This window comes from Ureibacillus thermophilus (assembly GCF_004331915.1).
Classification (GTDB): Bacteria; Bacillota; Bacilli; order Bacillales_A; family Planococcaceae; genus Ureibacillus; species Ureibacillus thermophilus.
In genome coordinates this window covers 656,218-669,864 of sequence record NZ_CP036528.1, presented here as the reverse complement: position 1 = coordinate 669,864, position 13,647 = coordinate 656,218, and the positions used below count along the sequence as shown (strand labels likewise).

At 39.3% G+C, this 13,647-nt stretch carries 17 protein-coding genes and 1 pseudogene; 5 read left to right on the top strand and 13 right to left on the bottom strand.

The genetic code is table 11. The features are described from left to right. Window positions 1-3: 3 nt before the first annotated feature. From DKZ56_RS03285 to DKZ56_RS03240, 10 genes and pseudogenes are all read right to left on the bottom strand, one after another. Complete coding sequence (locus tag DKZ56_RS03285; RefSeq protein WP_096550099.1) at window positions 4-378, bottom strand: hypothetical protein; 375 nt, start codon at window positions 376-378, stop codon at window positions 4-6. 13 nt (window positions 379-391) lie between these two features. Continuing rightward, window positions 392-1,603, bottom strand: a complete 1,212-nt coding sequence (locus DKZ56_RS03280; RefSeq protein WP_208651302.1) for a tetratricopeptide repeat protein — start codon at window positions 1,601-1,603, stop codon at window positions 392-394. A 143-nt stretch (window positions 1,604-1,746) separates the two neighbouring features. Continuing rightward, on the bottom strand, window positions 1,747-2,034 hold the full coding sequence (locus DKZ56_RS03275; protein WP_096550097.1) for a hydrogenase maturation protease: 288 nt from the start codon (window positions 2,032-2,034) through the stop codon (window positions 1,747-1,749). After that, window positions 2,015-2,491 carry a hydrogenase maturation protease gene (locus DKZ56_RS03270; protein WP_208651301.1) on the bottom strand — a complete coding sequence of 159 codons (477 nt, stop codon included), beginning with the start codon at window positions 2,489-2,491 and terminating at the stop codon, window positions 2,015-2,017. The genes DKZ56_RS03275 and DKZ56_RS03270 overlap by 20 nt, the downstream gene beginning before the upstream one ends. Before the next feature lie 99 nt (window positions 2,492-2,590). Next, entirely contained in the window at window positions 2,591-4,195 is a 1,605-nt protein-coding gene (locus DKZ56_RS03265) for a nickel-dependent hydrogenase large subunit (protein ID WP_208651300.1), read from the bottom strand. A gap of 37 nt (window positions 4,196-4,232) precedes the next feature. Then, window positions 4,233-5,204, bottom strand: coding sequence for a hydrogenase small subunit (locus DKZ56_RS03260; protein WP_208651299.1), 972 nt, complete (start codon window positions 5,202-5,204; stop codon window positions 4,233-4,235). Window positions 5,205-5,211: 7 nt separating this feature from the next. Continuing rightward, on the bottom strand, window positions 5,212-5,904 hold the full coding sequence (gene hypB / locus DKZ56_RS03255) for a hydrogenase nickel incorporation protein HypB (RefSeq protein WP_245989585.1): 693 nt from the start codon (window positions 5,902-5,904) through the stop codon (window positions 5,212-5,214). A 2-nt stretch (window positions 5,905-5,906) separates the two neighbouring features. After that, on the bottom strand, window positions 5,907-6,251 hold the full coding sequence (gene hypA / locus DKZ56_RS03250) for a hydrogenase maturation nickel metallochaperone HypA (RefSeq protein WP_096550093.1): 345 nt from the start codon (window positions 6,249-6,251) through the stop codon (window positions 5,907-5,909). Next, entirely contained in the window at window positions 6,244-6,762 is a 519-nt protein-coding gene (locus DKZ56_RS03245; RefSeq protein ID WP_208651298.1) for a helical membrane plugin domain-containing protein, read from the bottom strand. The genes hypA and DKZ56_RS03245 overlap by 8 nt, the downstream gene beginning before the upstream one ends. A gap of 241 nt (window positions 6,763-7,003) precedes the next feature. Next, a pseudogene (locus DKZ56_RS03240) lies at window positions 7,004-7,507 on the bottom strand (tripartite tricarboxylate transporter permease); the annotation flags it as partial. Window positions 7,508-7,733: 226 nt separating this feature from the next. Here DKZ56_RS03240 and DKZ56_RS03235 point away from each other — a divergent pair. The 5 genes from DKZ56_RS03235 (at window position 7,734) to DKZ56_RS03215 (ending at window position 11,740) form a co-directional block, all read left to right on the top strand. Beyond that, entirely contained in the window at window positions 7,734-8,777 is a 1,044-nt protein-coding gene (locus DKZ56_RS03235) for a zinc-dependent alcohol dehydrogenase family protein (protein ID WP_208651297.1), read from the top strand. A gap of 129 nt (window positions 8,778-8,906) precedes the next feature. After that, window positions 8,907-9,206, top strand: a complete 300-nt coding sequence (locus tag DKZ56_RS03230; protein WP_208651296.1) for a transposase family protein — start codon at window positions 8,907-8,909, stop codon at window positions 9,204-9,206. Between the two features lie 12 nt (window positions 9,207-9,218). Next, the gene (locus DKZ56_RS03225) at window positions 9,219-9,542 is read left to right on the top strand and encodes an ImmA/IrrE family metallo-endopeptidase (RefSeq protein WP_208651295.1); all 324 of its coding nucleotides are present in this window, start codon (window positions 9,219-9,221) and stop codon (window positions 9,540-9,542) included. Between the two features lie 113 nt (window positions 9,543-9,655). Then, on the top strand, window positions 9,656-10,633 hold the full coding sequence (locus DKZ56_RS03220; RefSeq protein ID WP_208651294.1) for a hypothetical protein: 978 nt from the start codon (window positions 9,656-9,658) through the stop codon (window positions 10,631-10,633). A gap of 81 nt (window positions 10,634-10,714) precedes the next feature. Beyond that, window positions 10,715-11,740, top strand: coding sequence for a tyrosine-type recombinase/integrase (locus DKZ56_RS03215; protein ID WP_208651293.1), 1,026 nt, complete (start codon window positions 10,715-10,717; stop codon window positions 11,738-11,740). A gap of 144 nt (window positions 11,741-11,884) precedes the next feature. Here the strand turns inward: DKZ56_RS03215 and rpsI are convergent, their stop codons facing one another. From rpsI to truA, 3 genes are all read right to left on the bottom strand, one after another. After that, window positions 11,885-12,277, bottom strand: a complete 393-nt coding sequence (gene rpsI, locus DKZ56_RS03210) for a 30S ribosomal protein S9 (RefSeq protein ID WP_208651292.1) — start codon at window positions 12,275-12,277, stop codon at window positions 11,885-11,887. A gap of 22 nt (window positions 12,278-12,299) precedes the next feature. Then, window positions 12,300-12,737 carry a 50S ribosomal protein L13 gene (gene rplM, locus DKZ56_RS03205; RefSeq protein ID WP_208651291.1) on the bottom strand — a complete coding sequence of 146 codons (438 nt, stop codon included), beginning with the start codon at window positions 12,735-12,737 and terminating at the stop codon, window positions 12,300-12,302. Between the two features lie 158 nt (window positions 12,738-12,895). Further along, a complete protein-coding gene (gene truA / locus DKZ56_RS03200) occupies window positions 12,896-13,639 on the bottom strand; it encodes a tRNA pseudouridine(38-40) synthase TruA (protein WP_208651290.1) in 744 nt (247 codons plus the stop codon). Window positions 13,640-13,647: the final 8 nt, after the last annotated feature.

Genomic DNA, 13,647 nt, shown 5'->3' with positions numbered 1-13,647 from the left:
GGTTCACCCCCCAAAAGCTACATGCTGTTCAAGCAATTCCTCTGCCTTTTGTTTTAACAGCTCCCCAAACACTTCTTTTGCCATCTTCTTGATAATTTCTTCCACCGTTAACGCTTGTTGAGGCAATAATTCTAAGTTATAACGCCTTTTTGATAATGCTTGCAAGATAAAACAAGAACCAGCAGTATTATCAAGTAAAAATTCCTCAAAAAAAGCATTGATGAATTTATCCAGCCATATCCCGTTGCCATAAGGGTCTGTACGCAGCAGGCGCAAAGCTTTTTCTGCACCTTCCGACCGTTGAACGGCCCGCTCTACCAATCGCTCTGTTGCTATTTGCAGCAATGTATTAAAATATTGTTTTTCATAATCGCTCACTAGCTTCCCCCCGCTACTGTTTGGAAAGTTCTTCTTGTTTCATCCTGATTTCCTGCAACATATCCTCCACAACTTTTGCAGATTCCTTATCACCAAGCTCTTTAAAAATTTGTTTTGCTTCGGTTAGTTTTGGGACCGCGCTGGAGAACGCGCCCAGATGAGAGAGGGCTGTACCTTGATTTGCGACAAGCCGTGCATAGCCATGAGGATCTGTTTCCTTCCTGCGCACTTTTAACACATCTTCATAAAGCGCCACAGCTTCCCATAAGTTATCTTCAATGTGGGAAGACTTAGCATATTGCAATGCATTGGCTAAATTAATTGTTGCACTGCACCATAAATCCCTATGGATCTCTTTATCCAGATAACGCAATGCTTCCCGAAGCGACTGAATCGCCATTGCATTTTTTAATTGATAATTATGGGCATTGGGCGGCATCGCTATATAAGACAAAGCTAAATTCATATGAATCATGGCGTAGTTTTCAGGATATTGATCTTTCCTGAACGTTTTTAATGCTTTGTTATAGCATTTGATGGCTTCCTGATAATAGGTTTTATTGCCATCTGCTAATTCCTGATAAGCTGTTCCTAGCTGAAAAGTCAATTCTGCACGCATATCTTCAAAAGGCGATTGTTCGATTAGTTTTAATGCTGTTTTATATAACTCAATTAACTGCTTGTCTACCATTCCTAATGATTGTTTCGTTGAAGCCGCTTCACTTAGCAGCCTTGCTGAAAAAATCGGTGAAATATCCTGGACAGCTTGAGCAGCTTCTTCTAATAGTTCAATTCCTTTTATCCAGTTGTTCTGTTGAAAAGCATCATACGCATGGGTTGCTAAAATGAAAGCGCGAATTTCGCCAACTGTTTTGTCTTCATAGCAGGGAGGTTCTTGCTTCATATTGAAACGCCAGGCAACTGCATCTAAAAGCAAAAGCAAATCTTCTTCCAACATGGATTTTGCTTTTTCGTAATATTCTTTCTCTGGATATAAAATAAATCGATTAAAATGGCCTTCCGGTGTTTCAGGCAATAACTCCTCTACTCTCTCAACCGGTTCTCCTTCAATTGCAGCTAAAAAAAATTGCCATTCTTTCGGACAAGGTTTTGGCATAAAACCTTGCAGTAAAGAAGGCATAATGGTATCCGCATGATCAATGGGAGGCAATAAAAAGAATCCTGCTGTACCTGGAAATACACCAATTGGCTGACGTTTTAACATTTTGACACTCCCCTTCCATCCAATCCACTACAAAATTTCGCTTATCAATAAGTGGGGGGATCTCGGGTATTCCCGTTCCAATGACGGGAAATTGTCCGAGCATACCCTCAAAGATTTTCTATGCCAAAAAACATCGGGCAATCTTACGTTATATAAAGTGGTATCCGAAGCGCCAATGCTTCTTCATCCCACTGGACGTCACGCATACCATAGTCCACATCTTCCGGCAAAAGTTCGGAAAGCAATACAGAACGGTCTCCTTTGGCATTGCGATATTTTAAAATTAACCCGCCAGCTCCTACATAATTCACTGGCATGATCAGCAGTTCTTTTCCTTTCAAAAGGGCGATCACTGCCCCAGTCGTAAAATACTGTTGTGCAATTTCTGCAGGGATATGTAAATAGCCACTCTCAGTTATTTGACACTTCAATTTCTTCACCTGATACTTTCCGAATGATTTTTTTGGCTAGTTTGTTTACACTTTCATCCACTGCTGGCGAAAGCCCCGTACCGTAAGATAAATCCTGAGCTTCAATTAAATAGACCGTTACTTTTTTTGGAAAGTCATTTTTCAAAAGCCATTTTCCCATGGCAATGGCATGATTCCAGCGAAAATCATGCAAGTTGATATTCTCTAACGGCGTTTCCTCCACTTCCTCACCGGGTATTTCAAACACCGTCCCCGGTTCAGCTCCTGTTGTGCAAGCATCAATAATGATCAATTCTTCAGCTTTTCCGATTTGGAATACGACATCCATTCCCGCCGTTCCTCCATCCGCTAAGCGCACATGCGAAGGAACACCTAAATCCCATAATTTTCGTATTAAAATCGGACCAACTCCATCGTCTTTTCGAATCAAATTACCGCAGCCTATAATTGTAATCATGCTGTCCCCCATTAATGATTACTTTTATGAATAAATTAGAGGGCTTATGAGAAAAGTGCCCTCTAATAGTTTTGTTTGCATTTAATGCATCTCTAACTTTTAAAAATTCGTTACACGATACTTTGCTAATTGTTTATTCGTTTTTGCATCATATGCATGGACTGTACATACAAGGCAAGAGTCGTAGCCTTGTGCAATATGTGCCAGCTCGATCGGATCTTCCGGATTTTTAATTGGTGTGCCGATTAATGCCGTTTCGATTGGTCCTCTTTGGCCAAAGCGGTCACGTGGTCCAATATTCCATGCAGTCGGTGTAATAATTTGATACTTTTCAATTTTTCCGTCCTTCACTTGAATCCAATCGGCTAAAAATCCTCGCGCTGCTTCCGTTGCTCCAAAACCTCTTCCTTCAATTAATTCGCCTGGTTTTATATAGAATTTCTCATTCAAGTCAATTTGCTTTAACCAATTTTGTACATAACGAATATATTTTGGTGCTTCATGGAATCGAGCTAACACGCGAACCATCACGCTTGGTCCAATTTCTTTTACAATGTTGTAAATCAATGGATCATAATCTTGCCAATCTTCCGCGCCTTCCCGAGCAACCATCAATTGTCTTGCAAGCGGTCCAACTTCTAACGGCGTCTCTTCTCCGTTATCCAATAAATAGCGTGGAGCTTTTGCAAACGTATATTTTCCTTGTTTTAGCCCTTCTTCTGGATCAAGTGGATTTGTAAATCCTTCAAATGGATGGTATGAACCCGTTCCTTCATAGAAGGAATGTGTGTGATCTTCGCGAACTCGGGCTTGGTCAAAATCATAGAAATTCTCACCATCGTATACACCAGAACGGGCAATCAATGCACTATTTCTTGATTCAATTGTTGGATGCATAAATTTCTCAGGATGCGGGAAACTTCCAGCAGCCAAATATTTGCCTGGTCCAGCTCCATATTTATCTAATCCGATTTCTTGGCTGTAACGAATAAACAATCCTAAATCGGATTCATAATGCTCTTCTTTTTCTTCCAACCACTCAAGCACATCGGACCAAGTTTTGTTTTGGAGCCATCTTTCCATTGAACAGCCAAGTAAAACATCTTCCAGCCAATTTTTCCGGAAATATCCCAAAATGGAGATGGAACGTGTCACATCTGATAAAGTTGGAGCACACATCACCCCACCAGGAATCATAAAGCTGGAATGTGGCCATTGCCCTCCAAATATTGCATAAATTTCCACCGGCTTTGCTGAAAGAATGACTCCTTTTTCATAGTTCACTCCAACAAACGGTGCCCATCTTCTCGTTACCTCTTCATATAAGGAAGAAGATTGATAGTTTTTATGCGTTAACCCAATGGCAAACAATGCGTAGAACCATCGTGGAATACTTTGAAGTGTTTCCACCGCTTGTGCGATATTTCTTATCAAAGTGGCATTTGGTGGCACTTCAGTATGAAATGCCGTATCCAACGCATAGGCAGATTTTGTCAAGTGGCTTCCGCCGCAAATTCCGCAAATTCTTGGCGTCATGATGAGGCCAGCTTGAGGGTCTTTTCCAATTAATATTTTTTCGAATCCCCTAAACATTGTCGCTTCTGTCCAAGCATCTACCACCACACCATCTTCAATTTTTACTTTGACGTCTAAATCCCCTTCTACACGACCTAACGAAGGTACCTTAATTGTTTGCTGTGCCAAATTCTCCCCTCCTTAATTTTTACAACCCTTCCAATTATCACGGTACAAACATATCTTCTTTTGCCCATTTAGGCGCTACTGTGCGCGCGATGGCAGCATGCGTTGAATAGCTTAGTGAATCCATACCTGTAGGCACTTCTTTTGGAATTGTTCCCAAGATTTTTTGCGTTTTAAATACAGTTCCCGGCGCAAGATCAAAGAATGGGAATTGCGGCTCTGTACATCCGATGCACGGCATGCCTGCTCTTGTCTTAGAAGATTGTCGGTTCCATAAAATGCGGTTACAAGATGAACGAGTCATTGGACCGCGGCAGCCTTGTTCGTAAAAGAGGCAGCCTTTTCTCGTTCCTTGACCAAACTCTTCCACCGGTTCTTTATATTCATAATATTGAACGCGTGTACAGCCGGTTTGCGTAAAGGTTTTAAAAAATGTTTCAGGGCGGTGATATTCATCCAGTGTAATATCAGAAGTTCTGCCCGTTGCAATCGCTACAAGTATTTGCGTTACCCAGTCCGGATGGGCAGGGCAGCCTGGAATGTTGATTACCGGCAAACCTGCTTTGGAACGGAACTCTGATGTTAAAAAGCCGCCTGGTTTATCTTTAAAGAATTGCAATCCCGTTGATTCGGATGGATTCGGGCTTGTTGCTGGAATTCCACCCCAACATGCACAATCACCAATAGCCACAACAAATTTGGCTTTATGGGCTAAATCATAAATCCAATCTTTTTTAGGGCGTTCAAATAACGTATCGAAGCGGCCTGTTCCATTCGGACCTTGAATGACGGTGCCTTCCACTACTAAAATGTCTAATTCCGTACGTTCTTCAATGATGTCGTCTAAAATTTCTTTCACCTGGTTTCCAAATTCCATTGAAACTGAATGATGATAAAGAATATTGATGCCAAAGTCCGTTACTAAATCAATCACGGTAGGTTCATCTGCATTTAAAAAGGATTGTGTGTTTCCATTGCAGGCTCCTCCATGAATCCAAAAGACATTTACCATTACCTCTTCACACCTCCATTTTTTTAAAAGCTTTCATTTTTTCTTCTATTAAGAAATCCATCCATTGATTAATTCCTATATCTTTTTTTGCTGATACTTCAAAAACTTTCATATTCGGTCTAGATTGATAGATGGATTGATAAAATGATTCTTTATTAAAATCCACCGCTTCTAGCAAATCTATTTTTGTAAGAATGGCAATGTCGGCGCTGTTGACGATTGTCGGATATTTTTCGGGTTTATCTTCGCCTTCCGTTGTAGAGAATAAGACAACCCGTAAATTTTCACCTAAGTCATAACTGGAAGGGCAAACTAAATTTCCAACATTTTCAATAAATAAAAAATCCAGCTGATTTAGATCCCAATTTTTTATGGAATCTTCAATCATTTGGGCTTCCAGATGACAAACTGTTCCTGTTGTTATTTGTTTTACTTTTGCTCCGCTTTGTTCTAGGCGATGGGCATCATTCTCTGTTGCCAAATCTCCTACTAAAGCTGCCACATTAAATTTTTGGCTAAGCCGTGCCAATACTTCCGTCAGCAATGTTGTTTTTCCGGAACCAGGGCTTGAAACTATATTGACAACGTAAACTTGCTGTTCTTGGAAGCGCTTTCTTAATTCTCGAGCTAAAATATCATTTTTCTTCAACACATTCTCTCTTATTTTAACGATGCGAGGCTGCTCAATAGCTTGGCTCAATATTAACCACCTACTAGTTCATATAATTCGATTTCTTTTCCCTCTAAAATCTGATCCGTTCCAATGCTGCATTTCGGGCATTTGACTGGAACTGGCTTCTTTAGCACATACTCTTTTTCACATTGTGGACAATAGATTTTTAATGGAATTTCATCAATAATTAAGCGGGCTCCTTCAATGATGGTTCCTTCTGTTGCAATATCAAAAGAAAACTCCAATGCTTCTTTGACTACACCAGAAAATACCCCTAACTTTAAGCGAAGGGCTTCCACTTTTTTTAAATGATTTTGTTCTGCAGTCTCTACTGCTAATTGCACTAGACTATATGCAATAGACAGTTCATGCATTCTTAAGCTCCTTTGAAAATATTTTTGCGAAGTTCAAAACAAAATGGATAGCAGGCTGTATTTCTGGACTTGTCAGTTCTTTCAACAATACAAAAATGCCGGAGCTGCCTGAAACATTGTAATTTTCTTTGGAAGCAGCTTCTGATACAGAACCGCATAAATTGCTTACTAATTTAAGCGTTCTTTCATTCAGTAAGGTTTCTTCAATTTTCTTGAATTCTTCAGTGTTAATTAGACTTTGAATACGCATTAAAGTATCGACGCTTTTTTTCAAATTACTAATGAAATTGTTTTTTGGTAATTCCTCTCGCAAAGCCAAAATTAACCTGTTAATAGAATCCGCCATCTCTGGACTGCGGGAAATAAATTGCTCAATGACGCTAAATAATTCGTTAAATTTTTCGAGATTATCAAGCAGGGTAATTAATTGGGCAATGGTCTCTGGCTCTGACAGCTTATTCATTAAAACAGCTTCACTATTCATTGTTACCACATTGTTTTGGCTGCTCAATTTTCCACCTCCTCTTTTGCTAGCTTATGAATCTATGAAAAAAATTTAATTGAACACACGTTTTTTTCAAAATAACCTTTTTGGAGAACCGAATTTATATTAATATAAAGAATTGAAATAATCTTCTGAAAATTAAATTTAACTAATACATAACATAATCTCCTTGTTTTTGTCAAATGTATTTTTTCCTAAAGTTTCCTGAAATACAATCGGCTGCGGCATTCTTGCTTTGCAATATCCGGAATAATAGGGGGTCTGGCTGCACGTTATACATGATCAGCGCACCCATTAATATAGCTGTAGTACCGGATCCTGGAATGCCTAATGTTAATAGAGGAATCATTGCGCCACAAGAAGCTGCATTATTTGCTGACTCTGGCGCAGCCACTCCCGCAATATACCCTTTTCCTAATTTGTCTCGTTTTTTATTCACTTTCTTTTCAAGGGAATAGGCAAAAAACGAAGATAACGTTGCTCCTGCACCTGGAAGTACGCCTAATAAAAATCCTAAAATCGAACCCCGCGCAATAGGAGCTGCACTATCCTTCATTTCTTCTTTCGTCGGGATAATTCGATTGATTTTGGAAATTTCCTCTTGTTTATAATCTTTTTCCAAAATAGTTTTAAATACCTCACCTAATGCAAATAATCCTACTGCTACAGTTAAAAACTCTATTCCGCTGTATAGTACGGACTGGTTATATGTAAATCTTGCAACCCCAGTCACCACATCAATTCCAATGGTTGTTGATGGTAATTAATTTTTGGCTCTTACGCAATCTTGGTGATAGGGAGGGAGTAATTGAGAAAATCAGTGTGCAAATAGAATTTTTTAGCTTCTCATTCTCAATTATCTCGACTTTTCACCAAAAGAACGTAAGAACCATTTTTTAATTGCCAAAAACATTTATTGCAAATTTTCCGAAAATATATTATGTTAAAGAAAGAATTATAATAAAGGAGGCTGCTACATGAAAGCTCTAGTCTATGAAGGTCCAGGAAAAAAAGCATTGAGAGAAGTGGAAAAACCGGAAATTATAAAAGACAGTGACGCAATCGTAAGACTCGTCAAGACAACCATCTGCGGTACAGACTTGCACATTTTAAGCGGAGATGTGCCGGCGGTAAAAGAAGGGACCATTTTGGGGCACGAAGGAGTAGGAATCGTAGAGGAAGTCGGATCCGGAGTAAAAAACTTCAAACCAGGGGATAAGGTTATCATTTCCTGTATTACGTCTTGCGGAAGCTGCCATTATTGTAAACAATCCCTTTACGCCCATTGCGAAGATGGAGGTTGGATTTTAGGGCATTTGATCAACGGCACCCAGGCTGAATATGTGCGCATTCCCCATGCCGATAATTCCTTGTACCATATCCCGAAAGGAATTTCCGATCAGGCAGCTGTTTTGATTTCAGATATTTTGCCAACAGGATTCGAAATCGGCGTGCTGAATGGACAAGTGAAGCCGGGGGACACGGTCGCGATTATCGGTGCCGGACCAATTGGTATGTCCGCTTTAATTACTTCCCAGTTTTATTCTCCTGGAAAAATCATTATGATCGATTTGGATGATAACCGTTTAGAAGCGTCAAAAAAATTTGGTGCCACAGATACTGTCAACTCCCAAAATGCAGAATCGGCAATTCAACAAATCCTGGAACTTACGGATGGACGTGGAGTAGATGTAGCAATTGAAGCGGCCGGTTTCCCTTCAACTTTTGACATCTGCCAAAAAATTCTTGCCCCGGGCGGCCATCTTGCAAATGCTGGGGTGCATGGCAAACCAGTCGAACTGGAACTTCAAAATTTGTGGATCCGAAATGTGACCATTACAACGGGACTTGTTTCAACAAGCTCAACTCCGATGCTGTTGAAAACCCTTTCAAGCGGAAAAATCAAGGTGGAAGAGTTGATCACCCACGCCTTCAAATTTGAAAACATTCTCGATGCTTACGACACTTTCCAAAACGCCTCCAAAGAAAAAGCATTGAAAGTCATTATTGATTTTGAATAAACGGCTCTATAATATTTGGTGTTGGTGAGTAAAAACCAGCACCAATTTTTTTGAACAAAAAATGAGACAGTGACAAAACTCTGGTAAAATGTAATCGCCAAAACACATTTTCCAAAGGAGTTGCGTCACATGTCTCACCATCATTCTATACGAAACCTACTCAATATAAAAGACAAAAATATCACATTTGATGAAAATTTTTGTTCTACCGAAACGATCAAAAAAGTAAAAGCGAAAGTCTTTCAAGGGACGTTAACGTATCAATCAAAAGCTTGTTATGCTTGTGGCCATGTCTTCGATGATCAAATCATTAAACACGGTTTTAAAACGTCTCTCATTAAAATGCCTAGTGTTTCAGGTTTTCATACCTATTTAAAATTGCGTAAACAGCGTTATTTCTGTAAACATTGTCATTCCACGTTTACTTGAAAAACGAGCGTCGTGGCTAAAAACTGTTGCATTTCCAACAATACCAAAGTATCGATTGCTTTAAACGCCAAAGATAAAATCTCCTTCGTTTGCGCTCATGAGTTAGGCCACGCAGTATTACACCACGATGCAAACACTCCTTTTCTAAAAAGAAAAACATTATTCTCGACCGAAAGAATCGAAATAGAAGCCAACAAATTCGCCGTTGAGCTACTCATGCCGGACGACTTTATGAGAGAATATAGTCACCTCACCATTTACGAAATTGCGATGATGGCTAATGTGCCCCGAGAAGTTGTGCATTTAAAAAGATTTAACAACTTATATCTTCAATAGAATTTAACAACACGAAGCGATACCAAGTTCTGGAGTCGTATTTATTTTTATTTGTTAGTTATAGAAATTGATTTTCTATTAAAATATAAAACTATTAGAAAGGAATGTTTTAAGTGTTTGGATTATTTATGTTGATATTTACCGTTTCTTTTATTGTCCTTATTGTTGGTTTGATTAGTCCAAGATTGATATTGAGAAAAAGTGAAAATCCTACTAGGAAAGGTATTTTAAAATATGTAGGTAGCATATTTATCATTTCATTTATTCTAGCGACGATTACTGCTCCAACAGCAGAAAAAGTTTCGAATGACAATGTATCATTAAATGAAGAGGTTGAAGATGAACTCGAAACTGCAACCGATGACGAAAGTAAGGATAACGATTTATCAGATATCTTGGAATTTACTGGTAGTATGACAGCTACAGCTTCAGAAGGAAAAATCACTGTAAATATCGAAACTAATGCGTTAGATGGAGCGCTATTTGAAGTTAGTATAATAGATGGAAATTTTAACGTAAAAAGTGACTTTTTAGAGGTGAAAGACGGCAAGATCGTCCATGACTTTGAAATACCACCTGAATGGGGTCCTGCATATTTTGCTTATAATGCAATGTTTAGATTTAATCTTGATGAACATCCACAACCACAGCACATTAAAGATGTGTACGGCGGAGTTGGAGAAAATTTAACAGGTAATCTAACATCAGAAAATAATTTAAATGGAAAAAATGCTACCATAGAAGGTGGTACAGTAGCGTATCCAAGTGAAGAAGCTGTCAAATCGCATATTGATAATGAATTTAATAACGTTATTGCAGAAATGATTTCTGTATCTGAAGGAGTGCTTATTGATATTAGACCTATGTCTGGGGATGACTGGGGAATTGTCGATGTAATTGTTAGCGATGTTTGGTACTATACACCAGAACACGAGAAAGAAAGATTTGCTGAATCTGTGGGTACAGCTGTTGAAAAAGTAGTTATAAACTCAGGAAAAGCTGACGGATCCGTAATGGTTTACTTCAAAGATGGATATGGAAAGGAACTTGCTACACCTAAAATTCTAGGTGGTTATAAAATCCAAAGATAATAATATCGTTTAATTGCCCGTTTTCTTTCTGGCAATTCTTATAATTTAAAACAGAACATACATTCTAGGTTGGTATAATAGATGAAACTTCCAAACGGATACGGATCTGTTTTCAAGCTTTCTGGGAGAAGAAGAAGGCCGTGGGCTGTAAGAGTTACCACAGGATGGACGGATGACGGGAAACAAAAATACGAATACTTGGGTTACTACAAAACTAGACCGAAAGCGATGATGGCGTTGGCCGAGTACAATAAAAATCCATTCGATTTATCAGCTGGAAAGATTACATTTAAAGAGGTTTATGAAAGATTTAAAAAAGAGAGATTCCCTAAAATGTCGAAATCGAGTCAGAGTGGCTACACTATGGCTTATAATCGGTCTAAATCTTTACATGACATGAAATTCATCGACATCAGAAAATCGCACATGCAGGAAGTTATAGACAACTGCGATAAATCCCACGGAACAAAACGAAAGATAAAAATCTTATACAACCAATTATATAAATACGCCATGGAAAACGACCTCACTCATAAAGATTATGCAAGGTTTGTTGAGCTTCCGAGGAACAATACTAAAAGTTCAAGAAAACCATTCACTTTGGATGAGATTAACAAACTGTGGGAACACGTTGATAGGTTGGATTTTATCGACACGGTATTGATTATGATATACACAGGTCTCCGCCCAGGAGAGCTTGTTGAGATTAAAAACGAAAATATCCGTTTAGAAGAAAGATGCTTTAGGGGCGGCTTCAAAACTGAAGCAGGAACGAATAGGGTCATTCCCATTCATAAAAAGATACTTCATCTAATTGAAGCGAGGATGAATCCCAAGCATGAATATCTAGTCACCAATCACGAAGGAAATAAAATGAGTTACTACGTCTACTATCATGAAAGATGGAAGAAGATCATGGAGCAATTAGAGCTTGACCATAGACCTCACGACTGCAGGCATACATTCGCCACGTTGATGGACAACGCTGGAGCAAACAAGCTATCAATTAGAAGAATTATGGGTCACGCAGGAAAAGACATCACGGATAATGTATATACTCACAAGGACATTGAGCAGCTGCTTATAGCGATAGACACGCTTAAGTAAGCTGTCTTTCTTTTAAAAAAGTTTGTATACTACCTGTATATTTCATGTATATTACGTGTGCGAATTTGGACGATTTCACAGCACCTCATAAAATAAGAACCCCCCCAACCATAAGTGGTTGAGGGTTTCGTAAATGATAAAATCTTAACGTTTTGAGAATTGTGGTGCGCGACGAGCGCCTTTGAGACCGTATTTTTTACGTTCTTTCATACGTGGGTCACGAGTTAGTAAACCTGCTTGTTTTAAAGTTGAACGGAAATCTGGGTCAACTTGAAGCAACGCACGAGCGATACCGTGGCGGATAGCGCCAGCTTGACCAGTAAAACCGCCGCCTTGCACGTTTACTAATACATCGTAACTACCTAAAGTTTGAGTTAATTTTAATGGTTGTTTAATTACTTCACGTAATGTTTCAAATGGAATATATTCTTCTACATCACGTTTGTTGATGATGATTTTGCCTTCGCCAGGTACTAAACGTACACGAGCTACAGCACTTTTACGACGACCTGTGCCAGTATATTGAACTTGTGCCAAGTGAATATCCTCCTCTAATTAATTATCCGCGAAGCTCATAGCTTTCTGGTTTTTGTGCAGCATGTGGATGTTCTGGTCCTGCATAAACATGAAGTTTTTTGAACATTTTGCGTCCTAAAGAGTTTTTAGGAAGCATGCCTTTTACTGCAAGTTCAATCATTCTTGTTGGATTTTTTTCAAGCATTTCGCCTGCTGTACGTTTTTTCAAACCGCCAGGATGAAGTGAGTGACGGTAGTAAATTTTATCAGTTAATTTTTTACCTGTTAATTGGATTTTTTCAGCATTAATTACGATGACATGATCACCAGTGTCAACGTGTGGTGTATAAATTGGTTTATGTTTACCGCGTAAAATAGCCGCAACTTCGGAAGCTAAACGCCCAAGCGTTTTGCCTTCTGCGTCAACCACTAACCATTTACGCTCTACTTCATGACCTTTCGCCATAAATGTTGTACGCATGTATATATCCTCCTAATCGATTTCATGAACCGTTAATTTTCCATTTTCACACTAATAAGATTCGGGGCTTATAAGTGGAATGAAAATACCGTATCTTATAATATTATAGATTAAAGCAATAGTCAAGAAAAATGTTATACACAAGGGTAAGTTGTTTTCTATTCATAAAACACTTTTTCTAAATACAATCCGTGGGGGGGAGCGGTCGTGCCAGCCATTTCACGATTTTTGGATTCCAGTATATCCTTGATGGACTCCGGCTCCCTTTTTCCGATTCCCACTTCCCATAATGTGCCTGCGATGATGCGCACCATATTATATAAAAAACCGTTTCCTTCGATCACCATATGAAGTTCCTGATCATGCCACTCGAACTTAAGGGAATAAATGGTGCGTACTTTATCCTCCACTGGCGTGCTCGCTGCACAAAAGCTCGTAAAGTCGTGGGTGCCAATCATATACTCTGCACCTTTCGCCATTTTTCCTACGTCCGGTTTTCTTCCTTTCGTTTCAACCGTATAGTGTCTTTTGAATGGACTTTGCACTTCCTCACAGTTCCATTTATATCGATAGCGTTTCCCTTTTGCACTGAAACGGGCATGGAAATCCGGCGAAACTTCTTCCATCTCTAAAATGCGGACATCTCCAGGAAGCTGCGCATTCAACGCAATTTTATAATTTTCACTTGGAATGGAGAGAGGCGTGTCAAAATGTATAACTTGTCCCGTCGCATGCACCCGCGCATCTGTACGCCCGCTGGCAAAGATGCGCACCTGTTCTCCCTTATGCATGGCTGTCAACACCTTTTCTATTTCTGACTGCACTGTGCGCTTTCCCGGCTGCGCTTGATAGCCGGAAAAGTTAGTGCCGTCATAAGAAATAACTGCTTTCATTCGTCGCAAATACATCA